We start from the raw sequence: 23,257 nt of genomic DNA on the forward strand, positions 1-23,257 counted from the left end.
GGCCGACCCAGCGTGATACCGCGCCACCCGATGGGATCGGCGTCGACGATGCTGTGAGCGTGGAGTACGTGTCCCGAGTGCCGCGACCGCCGCTGGACGGGCTGATCGACGACCTCTATTACCTGGACGGTGCGCCGCCGTACGCCCGGCTGACGCTGCCGCCGTCACCGTCGGCGTTGCTCATCGTCAATCTCGGTGCGCCGTTCCGCATCCGCGCCGGCACCGACCTCGAGACGGCCGAGTACGCCGACGGCTGCGTGGTCACCATGAGCACCCGCGCGTTGGAGTTCGGCTACCCGCTCCGGACCCGGTCCGTCGGTGTGCACGCCAAGCCGTGGGGGCTGGCGCCGTTCCTGTCGATGCCCGCGACCGAACTGCGCGACCGGCCGGTGACGCTGGAGCAGGTTTGGGGACGGCCCGCCATCGCCGAGTTGCGAGACCGGCTGGCCACGGCGGACGGACCGCACGAGATGCTGACGCTGCTCGAAGAGGAGCTGATGCGACGGCTGAGCGAGACCGCCGGCCTGGGGCTGGTCCGCCATACGAGCAGCGTCATCGCGGCGACCAGCGGGGCGACGGCGATCGGCGGCCTGAGCATGGCGGCCGGTGTCAGCAGCACTCATCTCGCACAGCGGTTCAAGGAGCTCATCGGCGTCACACCGAAGCGGCTGGCCCGCACCCACCGCTTCACCGCCACCGTGTTCGCGATCGACCCCGCCGGACCGATCGACTGGGGCGACCTCGCCACTGCCGCCGGCTACTTCGACCAGGCCCACTTCGGCCACGAGTTCCGGGCGTTCACCGGGCTCACGCCGACCCGGTACCTCGAAGTCCGGCGGCGGTTCCTGCGTGAACATCCCGGCCACACACTGGACGGCTGGCCCCTGCCCGCCGATTGATTTCTTACAAGAGCGACAGTTCACGACACGCTAATTTGGCGGCATTCCGAAGCAGAGGAGAGCCCCGTGGGCAAGGTGGTCATGTACAGCTCGGTGTCGGTGGACGGTTTCGTCGCGGACGAGAACGACCAGCCCGGACCGCTGTTCGACTGGTTGTCCAGCGGTGACGTCCCGTTGGACGAGAGCGGCGTGCTGAAGGTGTCGCAGACGTCCTACGACTACACCCGGCCGTACTGGGACCGGATCGGGGTGACCATCTGCGGCCGCCACGTCTTCGACCTGACGGACGGCTGGGACGGGAAGCCTCCGGGCGGGATCGACCACGTGGTCGTCGTGACGCACCGGCCGACGCCCGAGGGCTGGAATCCCGAGGCGCCGTTTCACTTCGTCGGCGGCGTCGAGGCAGCCGTGGCCAAGGCGCAGGAGCTCGCGGGTGATCGCATGGTCGAGGTCGCCGCCGGCGACGTCGGTGGCCAGGTGCTCGCCGCGGGCTTGGTCGACGAGGTGCGCATGGACGTCGTGCCCGTCGTGTTCGGGTCCGGCAAGCGCTACTTCGGGTCGGTCCACGCGCAGCATCTGTTGGAGGATCCTGACGTGGTGATTCAAGGGAACCGAGTGCTTCACCTGCGCTATCAGGTGCGCCGCTGACCACCGCGACGGCTCAGTGAGCTGTCCCGCGCGCCAGCCTTTCGGAAAGCGCGTGGGCCTCCTGCAACAGCAGGGCGCCCAGCTGCGGACGGCGATCGGGGCCGAACCGATGCTCGACGCCGGTCAGGGAGAGCGCCCAGCGCGGCGACCCGGCACGGTCGAAGACGGCGGCGGCGAGCCCCCAGCTGCCCTCCACGACAAGCCCGGGATTCACCGCGTAGCCGTTCGTCCGGGTGATCGCGATATGCGCGCGGATCGCGCGGACGTCGTGCTGCGCACCGTGTTCCGCGCTCAGATCGACCGCGCCGAGGTAGTCGTCGACCTCTCGTTGGGGCAGGTGCGCGAGGATCACCATGCCCGCGGACACGACCCCGAGCGGGAAGCGGGCCCCTTCGTACAGGACGTGGCTGCGGATCGGGAAGGCGCCGTCCTCGCGGATCAGGCAGATCGTCTCCTCCCCGCGCCGCGCGGAGAAGAACGCGCTCTCCCCCGTGGCGAGCGCGAGCCGCCGGACCGCCGGCAGGGCGGCCTCCGTCACGTCGTACCGCCGCGACGCGGACGCGCCGAGGAAGTACAACTCGGGGCCCAGCACCCAGTGATCGGTGTCCGGCATCCGGTCCACCAGGCCCACTCCCTGCAATGAGGTCAGCAGCCGATGCACGGTCGGCCGCGGCAAGCCCGCTTCCCGCGCCACCGCCGTCGTCGTCGCACCGTCCGGCTCGTTCACCGCGACCGCGCGCAGCGCATGGTGAATTCGGCCGACAAGATCTCCAGGGGCGTCCACTCAGTGAACACTACTCCATCCACCGTGCTCGTCAGATGAACAATCCGCAGGTAGAACGCGTTCACTCATTGACCATGTGCGCGGTGCACGGTGTCATGACCGGTGTGGACAAAGTGATCGGGTCAGCCGCGGATGCCATCGCCGACATCCCAGACGGCGCCAGGCTCGCGGTCGGCGGTTTCGGGATGTGCGGGGTACCCGCGGTGCTGATCGGCGCGCTGTACGACGCCGGGACCTCGGACCTCGAGGTGGTGTCGAACAACGCCGGGGTGGACGGCTGGGGCCTCGGTGTCCTGCTCGGCGCGGGTCGCCTCCGCCGCGTGGTCTCCTCCTATGTCGGGGAGAACAGGGAGTTCGCCCGCCAGTATCTCGGCGGCGAACTGGAAGTCGAGCTGACGCCGCAGGGCACCCTCGCCGAACGGCTGCGCGCCGGCGGTTCCGGGATTCCCGCGTTCTTCACCGTCACGGGTGCGGGCACGCAGGTCGCCGACGGTGGCCTGCCGTGGAAGTACGACGCCGCCGGGAACGTGGAGAAGTCCAGCCCTCCCAAGCAGAAGCAGAGCTTCGACGGCAAGGAATCCGTCCTCGAACACGCGATCATCGCCGACTTCGGGCTCGTGCGCGCGTGGAAGGGCGACCGGCACGGGAACCTCGTCTTCAGGGACACCGCCCGCAACTTCAACCCGCTCGCCGCGATGGCCGGGCGGATCACCGTCGCCGAGGTCGAGGAACTGGTCGAGCCCGGCGACCTGGACCCGAATTCCGTCCACCTGCCCGGCGTGTTCGTGCACCGCGTGGTGCCGCTGACGCCCGAACAGGCCGCGGACAAGCCGATCGAGAAGCGAACCGTGCGGGTCGCGGGCACGGAGGAGAGCTGACATGGCGTGGGATCGCAACCAGATGGCCGCCAGGGCCGCCGCCGAACTGCGCGACGGCGACTACGTCAACCTCGGCATCGGCCTGCCCACCCTGGTGCCGAACTTCGTGCCGGACGACGTCGAACTCGTTCTGCAGTCGGAAAACGGCATCCTCGGTGTCGGCCCCTACCCGACCGAGGACGAACTGGATCCGGACCTGATCAACGCCGGCAAGGAGACCGTCACCGTCCGCAAGGGCGCGTCGTTCTTCGATTCGGCGCTGTCCTTCGGCATGATCCGCGGCGGCAAGATCGACGCCGCGATCCTCGGCGCGATGCAGGTCTCCGCGTCCGGTGACATCGCGAACTGGATGATCCCCGGCAAGATGGTCAAGGGCATGGGCGGCGCGATGGACCTGGTCCACGGCGCGAAGAAGGTCATCGTGCTGATGGAGCACGTCGCCAAGGACGGCGGCCACAAGGTCGTCAAGGAATGCTCACTGCCCTACACCGGCCGCGGCGTCGTCCAGCGGATCATCACCGACCTGTGCGTCATCGACATCACCCCCGACGGGCTCGACCTCGTGGAACTCGCGCCGGGCGTCACGGCCGACGAGGTCCAGGAGAAGACCGAACCGCGCCTTCGCGTCAAGGTCGGCTAGGGCTCCTGTCCGCAGGCTGAACCACCTCGGCAGCACGGCAGTCGCACTGATCCGGCGGGATGCCCTGCCGCCCGGGATCTTCACCGGATACGGCGACACCATCCGCGAGCCCGCAGGCCCGCGATCATCTCACTCGTCAAGCCGGCGGAGCAGGCCGGCACGGTGGGCGATGGCGGCCGCCTCCGTGCGGCGGCCGGCACCGAGTTTGGCCAGGATCCGGGAGACGTGTACACCCGCTGTGCTGGCGGAGATGAACAGTGACGCGGCGATCTGGCTATTGGTCAGCCCATCGGCCAGCAGACGCAGCACGTCCAGCTCCCGGGCGGTCAGGCCGAACGGATCCGCGGGCGGTGGTGTGGGTGGGGGTTCGGGCGAGGCGAGATCGACGCGGCCGCGGACCGCGAGCAGGTCGATCTCGCGGCGGAGGTGCCCGGCGCCGAGGTCGTCGGCGAGGGACGCGGCTTCCCGCAACGGGTCCTGCGCGGCGGCGCGGTCGCCCGCTGACAGCGCCGACTCGGCCATGCCGAACAGCGCCTGGGCGAGTTCGTAAGGCTGGGACCGGCCACGCCACGCCGCCACCGCGGCGGCCCACAGCCGCGAATCGTTCTGCGCGATCTCGGCGTGGAACGCGGCCAGGTGCGCCGCCTGCACCGGGCGGTCAGCGGTCACCCGCGTCGCCAGGTCCTGGAGCTGTTCGGTGCGCCGCTCGACCAGTGTCAACGGTGTTCCTGCTGGCCGTCGTACCTGGCTTCGCACCGGCGTTCCTGGCCGCCGCGAAGGAAGCCGGCGTGCGGCGCATCGTCTTCCAGTCCTCGGGCTCGGTGGACGACACCGCGGCCGAGCAGCCTCACTCCGTCGCCGCCTTCCATCACGACATCGAGCAGCAGCTCCGCGACTCCGGTCTGGAGTGGACGATGCTGCGCCTGGAACCGTCCGCCGCCAACCCCATCCAGTGGGCGTTCGACGTGCCGGGGCAGGTGCGGACAGGCGACGTCGTCCGAGGCCCGTACGCCCAGGCCGCCGTCGCACCGATCCACCCCGCCGATTTCGCGGGCATCGCCGTGGCGGCCCTCACCGACGACGCCCACGCCGGCCGGACCTACCCGGTCACCGGCCCGCAATCCCTGACCCACGCGGAGCAGATCGCGCTCCTGGCCGAAGCGCTCGACCGACCGCTCCGGTACGAGGAACTGCCTGTGGAGCAAGCCCGAACGGCCATGGGCCCGTACGCGCCCGCCGACGTCCTGCTCGACGACTGGGCCCGTCACCTCGACCGCCCGGCACCGATCACCGACACCATCGAAAGGATCACCGGCCGACCGGGCCGCACCTATGCCCAGTGGGCCAAGGACTACCGCGGCGACTTTCTGAACTAGCAGGACCGGGGACTGGCGCGGGCGCTTGACGCTCTGTTTCCGGTCCCCGCCACCTCGAACCGCTCATGCGCGGTCTTCCACGGCCCATACCGCTCAGGCAGATCACGCCACCGCCCACCCCGGACCGGCTGCCAGGAACGTTCCTGGCAGCCGGTTCTTCCAGCTGTCCCCCCGCCGGTAGGTCACTGCGGCGCCGGTTCCTTCGTGTTGCCTCCCAGCCTGCCGATCGCGGCCATGATCAGCACGACACCCACGACACCCACGACACCGGCCACCGTCAGCCGCTCCCCCAGGAAGACGACTGCGATCACGACAGCCGTGACCGGCTCGAGCAGTGTCGCCACCACCGCCGCACCACTGGGCGTGGTCCGCAGGCCGGTGAACAGCAGTGCGTAGGCGAGGGCCATCGTCACGGCTCCGAGGTAGCCGATCAGCGCCCACGACCCCGCGTCGGTGGTCCAGAGCCCGTCACCGCTTGCCCAAGGCACGGCCAGCCCGACGGGGACGAGCACCATCGCGGCGACACTCGTGGTCAGCGTGGTCATGGTCAGCGTGTCGAGCCGCTGCGTCAACGGCGCGGCGGCTTCGGCCGAAAAGGCGTAGGCGGCTCCAGATACGAGAGCCGCCAGCACACCCAGCACCGCGTGCGGTGCGTCGTCGCCCGGGCTGCCGACGACGCTCACCAGCAGGAGCCCGAGGACGGCGACCGTGACCGTGACGGTCTGACCGGCCGACGGCGCGCGGCGCAGGCGGGCACTTCCGGTGATCAGCAGCAGCACCGGCGCGAACCCGAGACACACCACGGTGGTGATGCTCACCCCGGTCCACAGGACGGCCACAAAGAAGAACAGCTGGAAGGTCGCCGTCGAAACCCCGACCGCGGCCACGCGCCGCCAATGCCGCCTGCCGAGCCGCACGCAGTCACGCGATCGTCGCATCACGGCGGCTGCGATCACCAGGACGACAACGGCGACGAAGGCGCGGTACCCGCCGATCGTCAGCGGCGAAAGTCCCGACGCGGCGTGGATGACCGGGATGGCCGGACCGATCGTCCCCCAGAGCACGCCGGCCAGACACACCAGAGCCAGCCCTCTCCCGCGGCCAGTGGACGGTTGAGCGAGCTGGGTTTCGGGTGGCGCCACACCGGCAGCATGTCAAACGGCTCAGGCGCGGTCGCCACGTAGTCGCCCTGAGCTTCCTCCCCCGCCGAGGCTCGTCCGCCGCGCAGCCACAGGCTGACGCGGCGGACGACCTGCCCGCTGCGACCTTTCAGTCGCATAGCCGTTGAACGCTGGTTGGGCCTGCCCGAACAGCATCACGACCGGACGCTCGATATTTCACATTCGCTAGTCGGGACGGCCGACTTGGGTGTTCGACAGGTCGAGACCGATTGCGAAGTCCGCCGTGTAGCCAGTACCGGCTTGTGTCGGGCGCAGCAGCATTTGGGCTCCGCCGCTGCGGTAGATCGAGTCCCGGCTGTTGGTCGTGTCGGCCGGGCCTTTCCGCCGGTACGGATCGGTCCGCAGATAGGCCGCGCCGAACTCGGGCGTGAAGTAAAGCTGCGAGGTGAACTCGTACGGCCGGCCGTTGGTTCCGACGGTGCGTATCTTGACATGGATATGCAGCGTGCGGCCCGTGTACCAGCCCGGCAGAATGGTGGTGAACCGAGCCACGCCCGATTGGTCGGTGTTCTGGTAACCGCGCAGGAATCGACGGCCGGAACTTCCCTGAGATGGAATGTCGGAGTACAGCCCGTACGCGTCGCACTGCCAGAGGTCGATCATCGCCGACGGCAGCGGGGTGCACACCTGCTGGCGAATCTTCTGGACGGTGAAATTGATTGCGAGCGCGGTGCCGGGAACCAGTTGTCCGGTGGCCGGTTCACTGCGGATATCGGAGCGGTTGAGCCGCTCATCGACGAAGTACGGGCCCTCCATTTGCTCTGGTTTGACCACGCAATCCAGCGCGCAGACCTCGGGTGTGCCTGCGGTGGGGGTGGTGGCACTCGCCGTAGCGGATCCGGCGGCGGTGAGTGTCGCACCAGCGGCGCCGAGGAGAATCAACGCCTGCCGCCTACCAAGTACCCGACCTACCGGCTCATCATCGTCATGCATAGGGTTCCTTTTCGCCAAATGATGGGAGCAGGGAACTGAACGCGACATGGATTTTGCTTACAAGGTGTCGCGCGCATCAGATTTTCCGCCGGAACTCGTCCACTGTCGAGACAGTTCACTCTCGCGCATCATACTTCGAAGCGAGCAGCATCGTTTGATGGACCAAATTCTCGAACTCCGATACGGCATTTCGCCTACGACTTTCGAAGCCCGACTTAAGAAAGTACCACCACAGCGCCTATTTCCACTCACCGCCGGACAACGAATCCACTGGACCGCTGACCGCCGAGCAGTTTTCAGCCGGAGTCGCGTTTGCCCATCAGGGAGTGCGCCACCACCAAGGCGATCGCGACCCAGGTGAGCAGTACGCCACCGCCGGTGAGCGGGCCGAGGTAGGTCACCGCGTCGGTTTTGAGCTGTGCGGTGCTGAGCTGCTCGGCAGCCGACGCCGGGAAGTAGGCCAGGATGTCGCGCTGCACCCAGGTCGGCAGCAGCGCTCCAAGGATGGCCGGGGCGAAGATGAAGCCGATCGCGGTGGCGATGGCACCGGCCGCGCTGCGCATGATCACGCCGAACGACAGCGCCAGCAACGCGAACGCCGCCATCTCCGCGCCCCAGCCCAGCACGCTGCGCACCACGCCCGGGCCGTCGAAACCCAGCGTGGGGATGGCCGGGTCGATCCCGAGGATCAGCTGGCCGGAGTAGAACGCCGCCGCCGCGAACAGGGTGCCGAGCACGAAGGTCAGCAGCCCCACGACGACGGCCTTGGCGAGCAGGACTCGACCGCGATGCGGAGTGATGGCCAGGGTGAGGCGCATCATTCCGGTCGAGTACTCGCCCGATACCGCCAGGACCCCGAGTACGGACACCAGGATCAGGCCGAGGTTCATCCCGACCATGCTGGTGCCCGCCGCGTCGAAGTCCACCCGCTGCTCGGCGGGCAGGTGCTGGTAGTCCGCTTGGGTCAGCATGCTGAACAAGGCGGAGAAGCCGACGCTGACCACCGCGGCCGCGATGACGACGGTCCAGGTCGAGCGAACCGACCTGAGCTTGGTCCATTCCGCGGCGAGCGTGTTCGTGATGCCGGGTGAGGCCAGTGCGGTGGACACGTTATTCGCCGCCTTCCGTGGCGAGTGCGCGCACCGTCTCGGCGAGCTTGTGCTCGCTCGCGGAGCGGTACTGCACGCTGTTCTTGGTCAGATCCATGAACGCGGCTTCGAGACTGGCGCGGACCGGGGTGAGTTCGTGCAGTCCGAGCCCGCGTTCCAGGGCGACGTCACCGATCCGCGGCGCGTCCAGGCCGGTGACGTCGAGCGAGCCGTCGTCCAGCTTCGTCACGGTGCCTCCCGCCCGTTCGAGTGCCTCGGCGAGCTCGGTGAGGTGTGGTGAGACCACGTGGACGTGGCTGCGCGCGCTGCCCTCGGTCAGGTCGGTGATCGGCAGGTCGGCGATGAGTTCGCCCCGGCCGATCACGATGACGTGAGCGGCGGTCTCTTCCATCTCGTTCATCAGGTGGCTCGACACGAAGACCGTGCGTCCCTCGGCGGCGAGGTCCTGCATCAGGGTCCTGATCCAGTAGATGCCCTCGGGGTCGAGTCCGTTGACCGGTTCGTCGAACAACAGCGTCGGAGGATCGCCGAGCAGGGCCGTCGCGATGCCGAGCCGCTGATACATGCCCAGCGAAAAGGTGCCGACCTTCTTGCCCGCGACTTCGGTGAGGCCGACGGTGTCGAGCACTTCGTCCACTCGTTTGCGAGGGAGACCGCCCGCCTGCGCCACCCATCGCAGGTGGTTGTACGCGGTGCGGGAGCCGTGCACGGCCTTGGCGTCGAGCAGCGCGCCGACCTCCCGCATCGGTGCGGGCAGGTCACGGTAGGCCTTGCCGTTGACCGTGACCGAGCCGCCGGTGGGCGCGTCCAGGCCGAGGATCATCCGCATGGTGGTCGACTTGCCCGCCCCGTTCGGCCCCAGGAAACCGGTCACCACACCGGGTTTGATGTCGAACGACAGGGAATGGACGGCCGTTGTGGTTCCGTACTTCTTCGTCAGCTCTCGTGCTGTGATCACGCGTTCGCTCCGGCCCTCGGTTCGTGCTGCCGGTATCCAGCGAACCGTTCGGGACGGTTGATCGGCTAGCGCACAACGTCGTTTGTCTCCGCAACCAAAGTTGCGGTGTGGCGATCTTCCGGCCGCGCGGGCCGATCCACAACCGGGATACCCTGGACGAGCGTCACCGAGACGAGCGAAAGGCGAGCGACGGCTTCTGAGCAGGCGATTCATCTTCGCGGTCGGGTGTTCGCGCCCGGATCGCTTTCCCCTGGAGGTCGAGGTGCGCCCGGCTGTCCGAACTGAGTTGCAAGGGGGCGGCGGCGAAGTGCAAGGGCGGGAATTGCGGTCGGTCCCGTTGGTCGTGAGTGGTAAGTGTCGTTCTAAAGACACTTACCACTCACGACCCATTCGCGTCGGCACCTGGGTTCGTTGGCGCCACACACGTCACAGCCGCCCGGGCACGCTGCGGCCGGTCGCCACTTCGACGGTGAACCGCAGGGTCACCTTTGAGCTGACCATGAGCCTGGTCGCGAAGTTCTGGTTCACTCCCCACTGATGGCGATCGATCGTGACGCTGCCCGCGAAAGCCACCCGGGGCACTCCGGTGTGGACCAGTTCGACGACGACGCCGCCAACAGGATTGGTGACGCCCCTGACGGTCAGGTCTCCGGCGACCTCGAACCGGGTGCCGCCGAGGTGCCGGATCCCGGTGGACGCGAAGGTGATCGCCGGATGGCCCGCCGCGTCGAGGAACGCCCCGCGCAGCTGTTCGTCGCGCCGCGCATTCCCGGTGTCGATACTCGCGGCCTGCACGGTGAACCGGACGCTGGACCTCGACGGTTCGCCGCCGTCGAGGTGGACACCGCCTTCGAACTCGCCGAAGTGACCGGTCACCCGGCTGGACATGGTGTGCCGCGCGACGAAGCCGAGCGTCGTCCGGGCAACGTCCAGCCGGTAGTCACCGGTCAGTTCGCTGAAGGTGGTCATGCTGGTGCTCCTGAAGGGGTCGGGTGCGCGGTCTCACCACTACGACGACACCGCCCCGCCGAATGTGAGGCGCGGGGTCACCCCACATCCGGCGTCACTCCAGATCCCCCGGAGCCGGTTCAGAACCAGCGGGCGAGCGCCCCGTCGAGCGACTGGGTCGACGTGTCCGTCCACACGACACAGCCGTCGGGACGGACAAGCATCGCCGGGCCCTCCTTGGTGTGCGCGTGGCGCACGGTCCGCGGGAGCGACCGTTCCGAAGGCGAGACGAACAGGCCGCCACCCTGCTCCGCCAGCGCGTAGAGCCGCACTTCGGTGCCGTCGGCGAGCGTGAGGAGCTGGTCCTTCACGAGAGTGCCGACGAGAGGATCGTCATCGCCGAGATCGTGGCGGATCCCAACGCCCGAAAGCATCTCGCCGATGTGGCGATTGCCTTCGGGCAGCGTGATCAGGTCGCTCACGACGGTGCGCAGCGCGCTCGTGAGCGGGTCAGGACGCATCAGCGCGACCTGCGCGCGAGTGTTCTCCAGAACGCGCGCGCCGACGGGGTGGCGCTCAGCGGTGTAGGAGTCGAGGAGATGGTCACGCCCTTCCACCGCCGCGGCAAGCTTCCACCCGAGGTTCGCCGCGTCGACGAGGCCGAGGTTCAAGCCTTGGCCGCCGAAGGGCGAATGGACGTGCGCGGCGTCGCCCGCGAGCAGGACGCGGCCCTTGCGATAGGTCGTCGCCTGCCGCGCGTTGTCGGACCAGCGCGTCGCCTTCGACATCGACAGGATCCTGACGTCGGTGCCGCTCACACGCTGGATCGACGCTTCGACCTCGGTCTGGGTGATCGGCGCGTCCCGATCCGGTGGCGGACCGTCGAACTCCGCGGTGAAGACGCGCCCCGGGATCGACGTGATGAGGCCGCGTGGCGTTCGCTGCCACCCCTTCGCGAGTTTCTGGGGCGCGTCGAACTCGACGAGAGCTTGGTAGCCGGTGATGGTCGGCTCTGTGCCTGGGAACTCGAATCCGGCGAGCTTGCGGACGCGGCTCCGGCCACCATCGCAGCCGACCAGGTATTTCGCGCGCAGAGGACCCGTGCTCGTCCGCACGGTCACGCCGTCGTCGTCCTGCTCGAAATCCTCCACCGTGGCGCCACGACGGATCTCGATCCCGAGTTCGCCCGCCCGCGCGGTCAGGATCCTCTCGAGCGCCTCCTGCGGCACCATCCGACCGTAGCGCTCCGGGTCGCGCTGCAGGTCCTGCTCGATCACGAACAAAGCGGAGAAATGACCGCCCGGCTTCCTCACCGGCCCGGATCCGGCACGGGCCGGCTTCGCCATCGGCATCACCTGTTCCGCGGCGAGCGCCTGCGCGAACCCGCGTCGCTCCAGCGCCTCGACCCCCACCGCGCCGATCGCCGCGGCCTTGATCCCGCGGTCGGGCTCCACGAGCCGCTCCAGCACGAGCGGCTTCACCCCTGCTGTCTCGAGCTCGATTGCCAGGAAAAGCCCGACCGGGCCGGCGCCGACGATGACAACGTCGTGCACCACGAGATCGCTCATGCCTTTGTCCTTCCGTCTCAGGCTGGAGCCGTGCCGGCTCCGCCCTCGACACGCAGGCTGCCGCCACCCGCTGTCAGCGCCCGCACAAGGCGCTGGCACTCCCCTGACAGCCCGGCCGTCCGGACCTGGCCTGGCCACACTCACGCCAGGCCAGTCGTGTGCCCGGGCTACTTCACGAGGTAGGACCGGTAGGGCACCAGTGTGTTCGCGGACTGATGCAGGGAAGTGACGGCGTACGCGCCACCCTGGCAGCCGGGCTCCCTGAAGAGAAAAAGGTCGGCGTTGGTGAGATTCGTGACGGAGCGGACGGCGAAAGGCGCTTCCGTGCAGGATCCGGGCTGCGGCGGGACCTGCACGGACGAGCCCGCGTAGTCGACGCCGGAGTAAAGCTCGATCGCGCCACTCGCCGCGGCGGCGGAGAATTGACCACCCGCCACAAGGACGAGCGAAGCCAGCAGGAATGACAAGACAGTTTTACCGAATCGCATTATTCACTCCACGTTCGATGGACGACAACAAAGCCTAACATCCAAATAGTCGACCAAGGAATGGTTTCTTTTCCCGCTCAGCGGTTCATGGAGTGAATAGCGGGATATCGACGTTTCCTCAAGGCAGGCGCGATCATTGACAGCCGATCGACAGAATCGGTCAGCGCCTCGGATCCAGCAGCAACTTCCCGGAAGTGCGCCGCGACTCGATGTCCACATGCGCTTGTCCGGCTTCACTCAGCGAGTAGCGCTTCGTGATCTCGACCTTCACTTTCCCCTCACCGAGCATCTCGAACAAGGCGCCGGCGTGTTCGCGCAGCAGTTCGGGCGTGTGGATGTGGTCGGCGAACACGGCGTAGGAGACCTTGATGCTCTTGGGCAGGTCCGTCAGCCGCACCTGGGGGATATCGCCGATCAGCGGGCCGTAGTAGACCAGCGTGCCCGACCTGCGCAGCACCTCGACGGAGGAATCGAAGGTGGCGGCACCTCCACCGTCGAAGACCGCGTGCACTCCCCCACCGCCGGTGAGTTCCTTGACCCGTTCGACGAAGGCGCCGCCGGTCGAGACGAGCACGTCGTCCGCGCCCGCCGCCAGGGCGACCGAAACCTTCTCCTCCTTCGACACCAGCCCGATCACGTGCACACCGCGCAGTTTCAGCAGCTGGGTGACCATCCGGCCGACCCCGCCGGCAGCGGAGTGGACCAACGCGACCTGGCCCTTGTCGAGCGGGGCGACCTCCGTCACGAAATGATGCGCGGTGAGCCCCTGCATCATCATCGCGGCGGCGATGTCGCTGGGCACCTCGCCGGGAACAGGGACGACCTGGTCGGCCGGGATCACCAACTGCTCGGCGTAGCTGCCGTAGGCGTAAACCCAGGCGACGCGGTCACCGACGGCGAAATCGGTGACATCGGCGCCCATCGCCGCGACCCTGCCGGCGCCCTCCACCCCGGGAACGAACGGAAGCCCTTTGGGCAGGCCGTAGCCGACCCGGGATCCGGTGTCCATGAAGTTGACACCGGCGAACTCGATATCGACGAGCAGTTCACCCGGACCCGGGACCGGATCCGGCCGATCACGCACCTTCAAAACCTCGGGCCCACCGAACTCTTCCACCACTACAGCACGCATCGAAAATTCCTCTTGCCTGTTGTCACGCCGCGCAGATCAGCGTCGAATTGAGAAAGCGTGATCTCGCATTCCTGCTTGACCACCTCGTACTCCCAAGAGCGTAGGAGCCATTTTTTGTACCTGCAAGTACAGAAAATAGGCCCTTATCCGCGCGCGACGAAACTCAGCTCGCCACGGTCAGGAAACGGATCGCCGAGTTGGGCCGGAATCCGATCCGCGGATACACCGGCGCGCCCGCGACGGTGGCGTGCAAGACGGCACGCTTGAGCCCCGTGGCCTTCCCTCCCTCGTAGAGCGCCTTGCGGGTGACAGCCTCGCCGAAGCCCCGGCGCTCGAAGCCCGGCGCGGTCGCGACCAGGATCACGAACAAGCAGCCGTCCTGCTCCACCGCCGCCGCACAGGTGACCGGCTCACCGTCCTTCAGCCCGAGATAGGCATACGCGTCGGCTTTCCACAGGCTGGAGCCGCCTATACCGTCCCGGCCGTCTTCGAGAGGGAATCCGTAGGCGCGAGAGTTGAGATCGGCGTACATCTCCAGCTGCTCGTCGGTCTCGACACGCCGGAAGACCAGCTCCGGATGCACCGGTTCCGGTATGGGGAGGAGATCTCCGGCCATGCCGGTGCCGGGAAACGCGAAGCTGAGCCCGGCACGCTTCGTCGCCGCGCCCAACTCCGCGAAAGCGTCCGGAGCCAGGAGATCCTCGAACAGCCAAAGGAAGCCGCCCCGCCGCTTCACACGCATGACCTCGGCGGCCTCGTGCAACCGGCGTTCCAGCAGATCCGCGTCCACGCCGGTTTCGGTCAGCGTGAGGCAATTCCAGAAAACGAAGCCACAATCCGCCCAGCGCACCGCGATACCGGGAAGGTCCCGTACGTCCGCGGCCGGATCACGATCGAGCACCATCCTGCGCCAGACCGCGGTGAGCTGGTGCGTCGATTCGATCGATTCTGCGATATCCGTCATCCGACTCTCCGGTGGGTTTCGAGCGCTCTGTCCACAAACCTGCGGGAGTCAAGATATTCCGTGAGTCCGGTCGCCACTAGCGTTGAACGACGCAAGGCCTGTACGTCGGCGATCAGGCCAGGCGACCGCCGTCGACCGACAACGCGATCCCGGTGACGAACGACGCGGCGTCCGAGCAGAGCCACACCGCCGCCGCGGCGGCTTCCTCCGCCGTGGCCAGCCTTCCGAGCGGTGTGCGCGCCTCCTGTCTCGCGACGATGTCGGTGCCCGCCGCCCACTTCTCGAACCCCGGAGTCCTGGTCGGACCGGGGCACACCGCGTTGACGCGAATGCCGCGCGAGGCGTAGTCGACGGCGGCGACCTTCGTGAGCCCGACGACTCCGTGCTTCGCCGCCACGTAAGCGGGCGCGTTCGGGATCGCGACCAGACCGCCGTTGGAGGCGACGTTGACGATCGCGCCGCCGCGCTCCAGCACGGCGAGCTCGTGCTTGAGACACAGGAAAGTCCCTGCCAGATTGACGTGGATCACCCGCTGGAACTCGTCCAAGGTCAGCTGGTCGAGCTGCCCGCGCGAGGACACACCGGCGTTGTTCACCGCGAAGTCGAGACCGCCATAGGTCGCGACCATGCGCTCGACGGCCGCCCGCACGGAGTCCTCGTCGGCGATGTCGACCGCGGCGGCCAGTGCTTCGCCTCCGTCCTTGTCGATCAAGGCGGCTGTCTCGGCCGCGGCGGTCTCGTCGATGTCGAGTACTGCGACCGACGCGCCTTGGCGGGCGAACTCGAGCGCCGCCGCGCGGCCGATCCCGCTGCCGCCTCCGGTGACCAGCCCTCGTTTGCCGGAAACGACGCTCACGACAGCGGCTCGTGGTTCGCCCAGGCGACCTTGTAGGAGTGTCGTGCCTGCCAGCGGCCGATCACCTCGTGCAACTCGGGCGCGGCGAACGCCTTCGCCAGCGTGTCGGTGTCGGCCACCTCGACCTGCACGATCGCGGTGGCGATCAGCGCCGGGATCGCCTCTTCGCCGGGGATCGGAACGTGCCGCCGGGTGGCGACCGACCGCGCGAAACCGGTGTCGCGCATCGCCGTTTCGATATCCGTGAGGTACTCGTCGAGCTCGGCATCGGGAAGGGGCTGGTCGAAGGAAACAAGCATCGTATGCGTGATCATGTCTCGATTCTCGGCCGGGAACGACGTCGGCGTCCAAGACCGATCGGACATTCGGCGATAACCTGGAGGCATGATCGAACTGGAGACGCGGGAGCTCGAGTACTTCATCGCCGTCGCCGACGAACTGCACTTCGGCCGGGCCGCCGTCCGCCTCTCGATCGCCCAGCCCGCCCTGTCGAAGGCGATCCGGCGGATCGAGGGACGGCTCGGGTTCCCGCTGTTCGTCCGCTCCAGCCGTCAGGTGTCGCTCACCCCCGCCGGGGAGGCGTTGCGGGAACACGGAAGGCATGCGCTCAACGCGGTCAGCGCCGCGGTCCGGAACGCCCGTCGCGCCGGTGACAGCCAGGCCGGCCTGCGGCTCGTGCTCAAGCCCGGCGGCGACGCCGGTCTGCTGTCGGGGATCCTGGCGGGCTATGCCCAGCGGCCCCACGCGCGCCGGGTCGACATCCTGTTCAGTGGCCCCGCCGACCGCACCGATTTCCTGCGCGACGGCAGGGCGGACGTCGGCCTGCTCTACGCCCCGTTCGACGATCTCGACGGCCTGGCCCACGAGACGCTGTACACCGAAAACCGCGTGGTCATCGTCCCGCCCCGGCACCGGCTGGCGGGCCAGGCCTCACTGCGGATGTCCGATCTGGAGGGCGAGCCGATGCCGCGCTGGAAGGGGGTTCCCGGTGGCGACGGGGCCGGCCCCGAGGTCGCCGATGTGGTCCAACTGGTCGACATGATCAAGGTGGGCCGGATGATCGGAGTGCTCCCCCGCTCACTGATCGAACCGATGAACGCCGGCGTGGTGTGCGTCCCGGTGAGCGACGCACCGCCCAGCCGCATCGTGCTCGCCTGGAACGAGCAGGACCGCCGGCCACTCGTCGCGTCGTTCGTGGCCGCCGCGCTGGAGGCCAAGCCGCGCGAGCCGCTTCGCTGGCATCCACCACGTTCCCCCTCGGGAATGCCTGATCGCGACCAGGAGCGGAAACCATGACAGACGCACGACAGTCCTATGCAGACGACGTGGCCCGCCTCGTCGTCTGGCAGCCCGGAGACTTTCGGCCGGAGCTGGACTGGGCGGCCGTCGAAAATGAGCTGGGCACCTCGTTACCCAGCGACTACAAGGAACTGCTGACCCGGTTCCCGTCCGGTGGCTTCCGGGACAGTATCGAGGTGAGCAATCCGGGACAGAGTGCCGACGAGCTGGCGGCCACCAAACGGAACAACGAGCAGCTCCTGGAGATCTTCGCGGACGAGGACACCGGCTACCTCACCAAGGTGTCCTATCGGCTGTTCCCCGAACCCGGCGGGCTGTATCCCTGGGGAAGCAACGGCGCGGGCGGCACGTTCTGGTGGATCACCGATGCGGCCGACCCGGACACGTGGCGGATCGCCTACAACGACAGGGACGACTGGCACGAACACCCGGGACCGATGTCGAAGGTCATCCACGAGATCCTGGTGAGCACCGGCACGGACAACCTTCTGGACTGGGACATGGCCGGGAAACCCGTGGAATTCACCGGGATCGTCGGAAACCGGATGATCTCCTACCCGGCGACGTGACATAGGCCGGGCTCAACCTCCTCAGAACAGTGGCAAACCGGGCTCCAAGCCCAGCCGGACGCGTCCCGGACCGCCGAAGAATTCCGGCGCCTGGTTGACGTGCTGCAGCGCGACCATCCCGTCGCGGTACAGCCGTTCGAGAGCGTTGCCCCGGTAGAGCGAGGTGGAGCTGCCCCGGCAAGGTGAGCGGCTACGTCCACATCGGACACGATCCGGGTGGCCGGATCAGGCGGCGGGGTGACCCTCAGCCCAGCACGGCTGCCCGGCCCGCAGCGTCCCGACGTGGTGGGAACGGTCGACCAGGTGCGCGATGTCCGTGTAGGGGTTGGCGTCGAGCAGCAGCGCGTCGGCGACGGATCCGACGGTGATCGTCCCCGGCGCCGTCGCCTCCTGACCGATCTTCTCGGCCGAATGCCGGGTTCCGGCGGCCAGGACGGCTGGCAGCGGCACGCCTGCCTCTGCCAGCAACTTCAGTTCCCGCAACAAGGCGATGGGCGGAGAGGGCATCAACATGGCCACGTCACTGCCCGCGGTGAACTTCACTCCCGCGTCATGCATCAGCCCCAGCGTACGCATCGCGTAGTCGAAACGGACACGGGATTCCTGCGAGGAATGCCGGGGGAACTCGTTGCCGTAGATGGCGCGGCCGGTGATCTGCGGGAGGTCCTCGGGTGTGGCCAAGCCCTCGTCGACCAGCTTTTGCAGGTAGCCGGCGTCACCGTTGTAGGCGATCTGCTCCCAGGTGACCAGGGTGGGACAGTAGTAGGTGTTCGTCTCCGCCAGGAGTGCGGCGACGTCGCGGGCCTCCGCGGTACTACCGGGATCCTGCGGGTGGAAAGCGTGTTCGATGCCGTCCGCGCCGGCTGCCACCGCCTCCTCCAGATCGATGCGCTCGTGGACATGCACGAGCACCTTCTTTCCCTTCTCGTGCGCGGCCGCGGCGATGGCTTTGAGGGCCTCGAAGGGCAGCTTGTCCGGAGCGCCGGGCTCGCCGTCGTAGATGCACTTGATGAAGTCGACCTGGTCGGCCAGTTCCAGCGCTTGCCGGTAGGCGGTGTCGGCGTTGTCGGTCTGATACGCGATGGAGGCACGTTTCGGATCGTCCAGGACCGGCCAGCCCTCGATCCCGGTGAACACCGGCCCGGCGAAGAACAGCCTGGCGGCGGAATCGGTGGCCGTGCTGCGATAGTCGCGGACCGCGTGTTCGATGTCCAGCGGACCGCCGAGGTCGACGACGTTGGTCACCCCGACGTCCAGGAAGTCGGTGAGCAGCTGGGAGACGTACTTCGTGCGCTCGTTCTCGGGCTTGAAATAGGCGTGTCCGCCCAAGTGGGTGTGGCTCTCCCACAGGCCCGGCACCAGATAACCGCCTCGCGCGTCGAGCACGAAATCATCGACGGCCGCCGGTTCGGCGTCGGCCGCCGGGCGAATGGCGCTGAACCGCCCGTCGGTCACCACTACTTCGGCATCGGCGATCGGCGCGGCTGCCTGCCCGTCGATGACGGTCACATTACGGATGATCACTTATGTTCCCCTGTCTGGAAAGACCAACTACATAGGCCCCTATGCACTTGACTGTATAGGTACCTATCCATTTGGTCAATAGGCTCCTATACACTTCGCGGCGTGACGCTTCCCAAGTTCGACTCGGCGCCGGCCGCCTGGATCAACATCGCCTCGCGCGCGCTGTCCCGGGTCAACGACCAGCGACTCCGACCGCTGGGGCTGACCTTCGCGCAGATGCCCGTGCTGGCCGCGCTGAGCAAGGCCGACGCCCTCTCCCAGAAGGAATTGGCCGTGCTGGCCCGGGTCGAGCAGCCGTCCATGGCCCAGCTCCTGGCCAGGATGGACCGTGACGGCCTCATCCGGCGCACCCCCGCCGAGCACGATCGACGGGTCAGCCTGATCTCCCTGACCGAGGACGGCCTGGCGAAGCTCACGCAGGTGCGATCGGCGCTGTTCGAGACCAACGATCAGGCGTTGAGAGGCTTCAGCGCCGAAGAAGTCGAACTTTTCGTGGGCCTGCTGAGAAGGCTTGTCGCCAATATCGAAGAGGAGCCGCCCGGCGACGGGGACTGACGGTCCGATCGCCCTCGGCCGTCAGGTCCCGGTCGGTGGCGCGCTCATCGCCGCCGCCAGGAACGTGATCGCCCAGCGCCGGGCCGCCTCGCCCGCCATCGGCGACAGGTCGGCCGGGAGGCGTCGGTTGTAGACCTCGACGCGGTCCACGGCCACCACGGCGAGAATCCCCCGCAGCCGGAACCACAATTCTTCTGAAGAGAGGCCGGGCAACGCGCGCTCGAAGGCCGCCAGGTAGCGATCACGGACCGTGGCCTCGGCCGGGCCGGTCCAGTCGCGCATCTCCTCGGCCGGGTCGCTGATGATCGTCACGATCAGCCGGGACGTCCGGGCCCCGCCCTCGTCGCCGGCCGGCATCCCGTCGAACATCGGCCCCGCGAACGCCTCGACCAGGTCGGCGACCGACGGGTCCGGGGTCCGGGCGAGCAGCCTGTCGAGCCCGGCGCACTGCGCGGCGTTGATGGGTTCGACCACGCGGCGGGCGACCGCGGCCACGAGCTCCGCCTTCGAGCCGAAGTGATACCCGACCGCGGCCAGGTTCGCCCCGGCGAGGTCGGTGATCGCACGAACCGAGGTGCCACTGAAACCGCGCTCGGCGAAGAGGCGTTCGGCCGCGTCGAGGATCTGGGTACGGGTATTTGATGGCGCCACGCGCGTACTGTACGTACGTTTGAATCAAACGATCGTATGAACGACGCGCGAAAGAGGACATCATGAAGCTGCTTGTGTACGGCGCAGGGGTGACCGGCAGCGTGTTCGCCGCCCGCATGCATGAGGCCGGGCACGACGTCTCGCTCCTCGCCCGGGGCGAGCGCCTGGCCGCGCTGCGCCGGCACGGTGTGCAGCTCGCCGAGGCAGACAGCCCGGCCGTCAAGCGGGTACCGGTGCCGGTGGTCGAGCATCCGGACGGCGGGTACGACCTGACCGCCGTCTTCGTCCGCACCCACCAGGTGGACGCGGTGCTGGAGTCGCTCGCCGATCTCGAAGGCGACGTGCTGTTCCTGCTCAACTGGGCGGCCGGCGCGGAGCCGCTGGGCGAGGTGATCGGCCACGAGCGGGTGCTGCTCGGTTTCCCCACGACCGCCGGCACGATGGACGACTCCGTGGTCCGCTACCGCACGACCGGCCTCATGACCCGCCTGGTCCCGATGCCGATCGGCGAACCCGACGGCCGGACCACCCCGCGGCTGGACAGGATCGTGCGGACGTTCCGCACCGCCGGGATCAACGTCAAGGCCGAGCCTCGGATGGATGCCTGGCTCAAGACTCACGCCGCGTTCGCGGTGCCGCTCGAGCAGGCTGTGCAGGCGGCGGGCAGCCCTGTCGCGCTGGCCGCCGATCCGGCCGCGATCCGCGACCTGGTCCACCTCATACGGCAGCATCTCGCCACCTTGCCGACCCCGCCGGTCCCTCGCGGGTTCGTCGCGTTGCGGACTCTGCCGGAGGGGCTGCTCGTGGGCATGCTGCGGCGCTTCTTGCGGAGCCAGACGGCTGCGTACAGCGGGCTCGGCATGACCTCTTCGGCCGCGTCGGCGGCCGAACTCGCGCGGATGGCCGAACAGATGCGCGTCTATGCGAAGGCGACCCGCTCTGAGGCATAGTCGAATCAGGAGGTGGCGTCGGTGTCTTCCTCGGGAGTCCGGGTTCCTGATCTGGTGGGATTGTCCATACCCGATGCCCGGATGGTGGCGCATCAGCTCGGGATCGTGATCGCGTCCAAGGATCTCGACGGGCCGTCACTGGGCGCGTTGACCTGGCCGGGAACCTGGGTCATCACCGGACAAGAACCCGCGAGCGGGGCGGTGATCGCCCGCGGTGAATACGTGCGGAGGCGCCCGAAGAAGCCGCGGACCCGACGGAGAAGCCACGCGCGAGCCGGTAGTCACCGCTACTGGACTTGTTGAGGGGTAAGGAAAACGTGGCGTGCCGTTGAGGGGTGCGCCGAAAGACCCCTTCACCCCGACCGACAAGACACCTTTGCCCTACCCCTCAATAACCCTGTCGTGAAAGCCACTTTCGAGACGTCAGACGTCCCGAAAGTGGCTTTCGCGACACCCCCGCGGCGTGGGCGATCGACCGAGTCAGGCGAACTCGACCCTGATCGCCAGTCCCCCGCCCTGCCTCGGTGTCGCCGTGACGGGCACGTCATGAGCGGTGGCGATCGCCCGCACGATCGACAGGCCCAGCCCCAGGCCTCGCCCCGTCCTCGCTCTCCCCAGCCGTTGGAAGGGCTGGAAAAGGCGTTCCACTTCGGTCGCGGGCACGATCGGGCCCGTGTTGGTCACGGTCAGCACGCCCGAACCACAGGACACCTCGACCCACCCGCCGGGCACGTTGTGCCGGATCGCGTTGTCCACCAGGTTCACGACCAGCCGCTCGGCAAGCGCGCGGTGCCCGGACACTTGGCACGGTTCGATCGACGTCCGCAACGCGACGTCCGGCGGGCGGTGGGCATCGACCACTTCGGTGACCATCTCGCCGAGGTCGAAGGGGTGCCGGACGTCGATGCCGGCGTGACTTCGGGTCAAGGTGAGCATGGCTTCGATCAGGCGTTCCTGCTGCCTGCCCGCGACGAGAATCCGTTCGTGCGCCGCGCGCAGGGACGACGTCGTCGCGTCCGGGTCGTCGAGCGCCACCTGTCCGATCGTGCGCTGCCGGGCGAGCGGTGTGCGCAGTTCGTGCGAGGCGTTGGCCACGAACTGGCGCTGCGCCTGGAATGCCGCTTCGAGTCTGCCGAGCAGTTCGTCGAACGTGTCGCCCAGCTCCTTGAGCTCGTCGTCCGGGCCTGGCAGCGCGAGGCGCTGGTGCAGGTTGGTGGCCGAGATCTTCCGTGCGGCCGCGGTGATCGTGCGCAGCCTGCGCAGGACGCGGCCCGCGACCCACCAGCCGAGGGCGAGCGCGAGCGCCACCATCACGGTCAGCGCGATCCCGGACTGGACCAGCAGTTGATGCAGCACCTCCTGCCGCTGCGCCGCCAAAGCTTCCGCGGCCTTCGCGACGACCTGCTCGGCCTCGAAGCCGAGCGTGGGGCGCGAGCCGTCCGGCAGGGTCGGGTCGGCCGGGTCCAGGGGGTACCAGAACAGCCGCACGTCGCCGGCCGGGTCCACCGCGTGGCGCACCAGGAAGTACGTGGCCGTCAGGACTCCGGCGCCGCAGAGCAGGAACAGCCCGCCGTACAGCAGGGTCAGCCGCAGCCGCACGGTCCGGCGCGGCAGATACCGGACGGCGCGCCGGATGACCACGCCCATCAGATCCGGTAGCCGCTCTTGGGCACGGTCTCGATGACCGGCGGGTCGCCGAGTTTGGCCCGCAGCCTGCTGATCGTGATCTTCACGGCGTTGGTGAACGGATCGGTCGCCTCGTCCCACACCCGTTCGAGCAGTTCTTCCGCCGGCACCGCCCTGCCTTCCGCGGCCAGCAACAGCTCCAGCACACCGAACTCCTTCGGCGCGAGCTCCAGCCGCCGGTCACCGCGGGTGGCCAGGCGCCGGGCCGTGTCGACCACGAGATCACCGTGGCGCAGCACCGGCGGCGCGGCGGGGTGCGCACGCCGCGCCAGCACTCCGACCCGGGCCACGAGCACCCGGAAATCGAACGGTTTGGGCAGGTAGTCGTCGGCACCGAGGCCGAGGCCGTCGACCAGGTCCTCGGTGGTGGCCGCCGCGGTCAGCATCAGGATCCGGCCGCGGCATCCGGCCTCGATCAGCTCCGCGCACACGTCGTCGCCGTGCAGGCCGGGCAGATCCCGGTCCAGCACGATCACGTCGTAATCGGTGTGCAGCGCGCGTTCGAGCCCGCCGGTCCCGTCCAACGCCACGTCGACGGCCATCCGCGCACGCCGCAGCCCGGTGGCCACCGTGTACGCCATCTCCTCGTCGTCCTCGACGACCAGCACTCGCACGCGCACCAGTATCACCGGCGGGGGGTTTCGCCAGCGTCTCGTCGCGG

The 23,257-nt window shown here is 68.3% G+C and carries 27 protein-coding genes; 10 read left to right on the forward strand and 17 right to left on the reverse strand.

Going from position 1 to position 23,257, the window contains the following annotated elements; genetic code table 11:
- The first annotated feature begins 77 nt into the window (after positions 1–77).
- Together ACZ6YV_RS31155 and ACZ6YV_RS31160 are read left to right on the forward strand one after the other, a co-directional pair.
- A complete protein-coding gene (locus ACZ6YV_RS31155) occupies positions 78–899 on the forward strand; it encodes a helix-turn-helix domain-containing protein (protein ID WP_465513110.1) in 822 nt (273 codons plus the stop codon).
- Positions 900–965: 66 nt separating this feature from the next.
- A complete protein-coding gene (locus ACZ6YV_RS31160) occupies positions 966–1,547 on the forward strand; it encodes a dihydrofolate reductase family protein (protein WP_465513006.1) in 582 nt (193 codons plus the stop codon).
- A 13-nt stretch (positions 1,548–1,560) separates the two neighbouring features.
- Here the strand turns inward: ACZ6YV_RS31160 and ACZ6YV_RS31165 are convergent, their stop codons facing one another.
- Positions 1,561–2,331 carry an IclR family transcriptional regulator gene (locus ACZ6YV_RS31165; RefSeq protein WP_465513007.1) on the reverse strand — a complete coding sequence of 257 codons (771 nt, stop codon included), beginning with the start codon at positions 2,329–2,331 and terminating at the stop codon, positions 1,561–1,563.
- Between the two features lie 95 nt (positions 2,332–2,426).
- Here ACZ6YV_RS31165 and ACZ6YV_RS31170 point away from each other — a divergent pair, with 95 nt between their 5' ends.
- The gene (locus ACZ6YV_RS31170; RefSeq protein WP_465513111.1) at positions 2,427–3,209 is read left to right on the forward strand and encodes a CoA transferase subunit A; all 783 of its coding nucleotides are present in this window, start codon (positions 2,427–2,429) and stop codon (positions 3,207–3,209) included.
- A 1-nt stretch (position 3,210) separates the two neighbouring features.
- Complete coding sequence (locus ACZ6YV_RS31175; RefSeq protein ID WP_465513008.1) at positions 3,211–3,849, forward strand: CoA transferase subunit B; 639 nt, start codon at positions 3,211–3,213, stop codon at positions 3,847–3,849.
- A gap of 129 nt (positions 3,850–3,978) precedes the next feature.
- Here ACZ6YV_RS31175 and ACZ6YV_RS31180 read toward each other — a convergent pair whose 3' ends face one another.
- Positions 3,979–4,569 (reverse strand): helix-turn-helix transcriptional regulator, encoded by a 591-nt coding sequence (locus ACZ6YV_RS31180; protein ID WP_465513009.1) that lies wholly within the window; start codon positions 4,567–4,569, stop codon positions 3,979–3,981.
- Between ACZ6YV_RS31180 and ACZ6YV_RS31185 the strand changes: the two genes are divergently transcribed.
- Entirely contained in the window at positions 4,563–5,225 is a 663-nt protein-coding gene (locus tag ACZ6YV_RS31185; protein WP_465513010.1) for an NAD(P)H-binding protein, read from the forward strand. The two genes, ACZ6YV_RS31180 and ACZ6YV_RS31185, sit on opposite strands and share 7 nt — an antisense overlap.
- Before the next feature lie 182 nt (positions 5,226–5,407).
- Here ACZ6YV_RS31185 and ACZ6YV_RS31190 read toward each other — a convergent pair whose 3' ends face one another.
- The 11 genes from ACZ6YV_RS31190 to ACZ6YV_RS31240 all read right to left on the reverse strand — a co-directional run bounded on the left by ACZ6YV_RS31190 (position 5,408) and on the right by ACZ6YV_RS31240 (position 15,676).
- Complete coding sequence (locus ACZ6YV_RS31190; RefSeq protein WP_465513011.1) at positions 5,408–6,367, reverse strand: DMT family transporter; 960 nt, start codon at positions 6,365–6,367, stop codon at positions 5,408–5,410.
- Between the two features lie 204 nt (positions 6,368–6,571).
- Positions 6,572–7,339: a dioxygenase family protein gene (locus ACZ6YV_RS31195; protein WP_465513012.1), complete on the reverse strand. Its 768-nt coding sequence runs from the start codon at positions 7,337–7,339 to the stop codon at positions 6,572–6,574.
- A gap of 296 nt (positions 7,340–7,635) precedes the next feature.
- Entirely contained in the window at positions 7,636–8,448 is an 813-nt protein-coding gene (locus tag ACZ6YV_RS31200; protein ID WP_465513013.1) for an ABC transporter permease, read from the reverse strand.
- Between the two features lies 1 nt (position 8,449).
- Positions 8,450–9,406 (reverse strand): ABC transporter ATP-binding protein, encoded by a 957-nt coding sequence (locus ACZ6YV_RS31205; RefSeq protein ID WP_465513014.1) that lies wholly within the window; start codon positions 9,404–9,406, stop codon positions 8,450–8,452.
- Positions 9,407–9,832: 426 nt separating this feature from the next.
- Entirely contained in the window at positions 9,833–10,375 is a 543-nt protein-coding gene (locus tag ACZ6YV_RS31210; protein ID WP_465513015.1) for a YceI family protein, read from the reverse strand.
- 119 nt (positions 10,376–10,494) lie between these two features.
- Complete coding sequence (locus ACZ6YV_RS31215; protein ID WP_465513016.1) at positions 10,495–11,922, reverse strand: FAD-dependent monooxygenase; 1,428 nt, start codon at positions 11,920–11,922, stop codon at positions 10,495–10,497.
- A gap of 167 nt (positions 11,923–12,089) precedes the next feature.
- Positions 12,090–12,410 carry a hypothetical protein gene (locus tag ACZ6YV_RS31220; protein ID WP_465513017.1) on the reverse strand — a complete coding sequence of 107 codons (321 nt, stop codon included), beginning with the start codon at positions 12,408–12,410 and terminating at the stop codon, positions 12,090–12,092.
- A 160-nt stretch (positions 12,411–12,570) separates the two neighbouring features.
- Positions 12,571–13,542 (reverse strand): quinone oxidoreductase family protein, encoded by a 972-nt coding sequence (locus tag ACZ6YV_RS31225; protein WP_465513018.1) that lies wholly within the window; start codon positions 13,540–13,542, stop codon positions 12,571–12,573.
- A 163-nt stretch (positions 13,543–13,705) separates the two neighbouring features.
- Complete coding sequence (locus tag ACZ6YV_RS31230; protein WP_465513019.1) at positions 13,706–14,506, reverse strand: GNAT family N-acetyltransferase; 801 nt, start codon at positions 14,504–14,506, stop codon at positions 13,706–13,708.
- Between the two features lie 112 nt (positions 14,507–14,618).
- Complete coding sequence (locus ACZ6YV_RS31235) at positions 14,619–15,362, reverse strand: SDR family NAD(P)-dependent oxidoreductase (RefSeq protein ID WP_465513020.1); 744 nt, start codon at positions 15,360–15,362, stop codon at positions 14,619–14,621.
- Positions 15,359–15,676, reverse strand: coding sequence for a hypothetical protein (locus ACZ6YV_RS31240; protein WP_465513021.1), 318 nt, complete (start codon positions 15,674–15,676; stop codon positions 15,359–15,361). Before ACZ6YV_RS31240 ends, ACZ6YV_RS31235 begins: the two co-directional genes overlap by 4 nt.
- Positions 15,677–15,746: 70 nt before the next feature.
- Here ACZ6YV_RS31240 and ACZ6YV_RS31245 point away from each other — a divergent pair, with 70 nt between their 5' ends.
- Positions 15,747–16,658, forward strand: coding sequence for a LysR family transcriptional regulator (locus ACZ6YV_RS31245; protein WP_465513022.1), 912 nt, complete (start codon positions 15,747–15,749; stop codon positions 16,656–16,658).
- A complete protein-coding gene (locus ACZ6YV_RS31250; protein WP_465513023.1) occupies positions 16,655–17,230 on the forward strand; it encodes an SMI1/KNR4 family protein in 576 nt (191 codons plus the stop codon). The genes ACZ6YV_RS31245 and ACZ6YV_RS31250 overlap by 4 nt, the downstream gene beginning before the upstream one ends.
- Before the next feature lie 225 nt (positions 17,231–17,455).
- Here the strand turns inward: ACZ6YV_RS31250 and ACZ6YV_RS31255 are convergent, their stop codons facing one another.
- Positions 17,456–18,754, reverse strand: coding sequence for an amidohydrolase family protein (locus tag ACZ6YV_RS31255; RefSeq protein WP_465513024.1), 1,299 nt, complete (start codon positions 18,752–18,754; stop codon positions 17,456–17,458).
- Positions 18,755–18,856: 102 nt separating this feature from the next.
- Between ACZ6YV_RS31255 and ACZ6YV_RS31260 the strand changes: the two genes are divergently transcribed.
- Positions 18,857–19,309 carry a MarR family winged helix-turn-helix transcriptional regulator gene (locus tag ACZ6YV_RS31260; protein WP_465513025.1) on the forward strand — a complete coding sequence of 151 codons (453 nt, stop codon included), beginning with the start codon at positions 18,857–18,859 and terminating at the stop codon, positions 19,307–19,309.
- A 21-nt stretch (positions 19,310–19,330) separates the two neighbouring features.
- On the opposite strand, the gene ACZ6YV_RS31265 is transcribed toward ACZ6YV_RS31260, so the two are convergent.
- Positions 19,331–19,960 (reverse strand): TetR/AcrR family transcriptional regulator, encoded by a 630-nt coding sequence (locus ACZ6YV_RS31265; protein ID WP_465513026.1) that lies wholly within the window; start codon positions 19,958–19,960, stop codon positions 19,331–19,333.
- A 62-nt stretch (positions 19,961–20,022) separates the two neighbouring features.
- Here ACZ6YV_RS31265 and ACZ6YV_RS31270 point away from each other — a divergent pair, with 62 nt between their 5' ends.
- Positions 20,023–20,910 carry a ketopantoate reductase family protein gene (locus tag ACZ6YV_RS31270; protein WP_465513027.1) on the forward strand — a complete coding sequence of 296 codons (888 nt, stop codon included), beginning with the start codon at positions 20,023–20,025 and terminating at the stop codon, positions 20,908–20,910.
- Positions 20,911–20,931: 21 nt separating this feature from the next.
- The gene (locus ACZ6YV_RS31275) at positions 20,932–21,213 is read left to right on the forward strand and encodes a PASTA domain-containing protein (RefSeq protein WP_465513028.1); all 282 of its coding nucleotides are present in this window, start codon (positions 20,932–20,934) and stop codon (positions 21,211–21,213) included.
- Between the two features lie 177 nt (positions 21,214–21,390).
- On the opposite strand, the gene ACZ6YV_RS31280 is transcribed toward ACZ6YV_RS31275, so the two are convergent.
- Both ACZ6YV_RS31280 and ACZ6YV_RS31285 read right to left on the reverse strand, forming a co-directional pair.
- Positions 21,391–22,557: a sensor histidine kinase gene (locus tag ACZ6YV_RS31280; protein ID WP_465513029.1), complete on the reverse strand. Its 1,167-nt coding sequence runs from the start codon at positions 22,555–22,557 to the stop codon at positions 21,391–21,393.
- Positions 22,557–23,210, reverse strand: a complete 654-nt coding sequence (locus tag ACZ6YV_RS31285; protein ID WP_465513112.1) for a response regulator transcription factor — start codon at positions 23,208–23,210, stop codon at positions 22,557–22,559. Before ACZ6YV_RS31285 ends, ACZ6YV_RS31280 begins: the two co-directional genes overlap by 1 nt.
- Positions 23,211–23,257: the final 47 nt, after the last annotated feature.

It is taken from the genome of Amycolatopsis sp. NPDC102522 (assembly GCF_055584485.1).

Bases quoted from the DNA above. Each gene is read 5' to 3' on its own strand.
- ACZ6YV_RS31170 (WP_465513111.1), top strand. From the start codon at position 2,427: ATGACCGGTGTGGACAAAGTGATCGGGTCAGCCGCGGATGCCATCGCC.
- ACZ6YV_RS31175 (WP_465513008.1), top strand. From the start codon at position 3,211: ATGGCGTGGGATCGCAACCAGATGGCCGCCAGGGCCGCCGCCGAACTG.
- ACZ6YV_RS31195 (WP_465513012.1), bottom strand. From the start codon at position 7,339: ATGCATGACGATGATGAGCCGGTAGGTCGGGTACTTGGTAGGCGGCAG.
- ACZ6YV_RS31210 (WP_465513015.1), bottom strand. From the start codon at position 10,375: ATGACCACCTTCAGCGAACTGACCGGTGACTACCGGCTGGACGTTGCC.
- ACZ6YV_RS31215 (WP_465513016.1), bottom strand. From the start codon at position 11,922: ATGAGCGATCTCGTGGTGCACGACGTTGTCATCGTCGGCGCCGGCCCG.
- ACZ6YV_RS31220 (WP_465513017.1), bottom strand. From the start codon at position 12,410: ATGCGATTCGGTAAAACTGTCTTGTCATTCCTGCTGGCTTCGCTCGTC.
- ACZ6YV_RS31225 (WP_465513018.1), bottom strand. From the start codon at position 13,542: ATGCGTGCTGTAGTGGTGGAAGAGTTCGGTGGGCCCGAGGTTTTGAAG.
- ACZ6YV_RS31230 (WP_465513019.1), bottom strand. From the start codon at position 14,506: ATGACGGATATCGCAGAATCGATCGAATCGACGCACCAGCTCACCGCG.
- ACZ6YV_RS31240 (WP_465513021.1), bottom strand. From the start codon at position 15,676: ATGATCACGCATACGATGCTTGTTTCCTTCGACCAGCCCCTTCCCGAT.
- ACZ6YV_RS31245 (WP_465513022.1), top strand. From the start codon at position 15,747: ATGATCGAACTGGAGACGCGGGAGCTCGAGTACTTCATCGCCGTCGCC.
- ACZ6YV_RS31250 (WP_465513023.1), top strand. From the start codon at position 16,655: ATGACAGACGCACGACAGTCCTATGCAGACGACGTGGCCCGCCTCGTC.
- ACZ6YV_RS31270 (WP_465513027.1), top strand. From the start codon at position 20,023: ATGAAGCTGCTTGTGTACGGCGCAGGGGTGACCGGCAGCGTGTTCGCC.
- ACZ6YV_RS31280 (WP_465513029.1), bottom strand. From the start codon at position 22,557: ATGGGCGTGGTCATCCGGCGCGCCGTCCGGTATCTGCCGCGCCGGACC.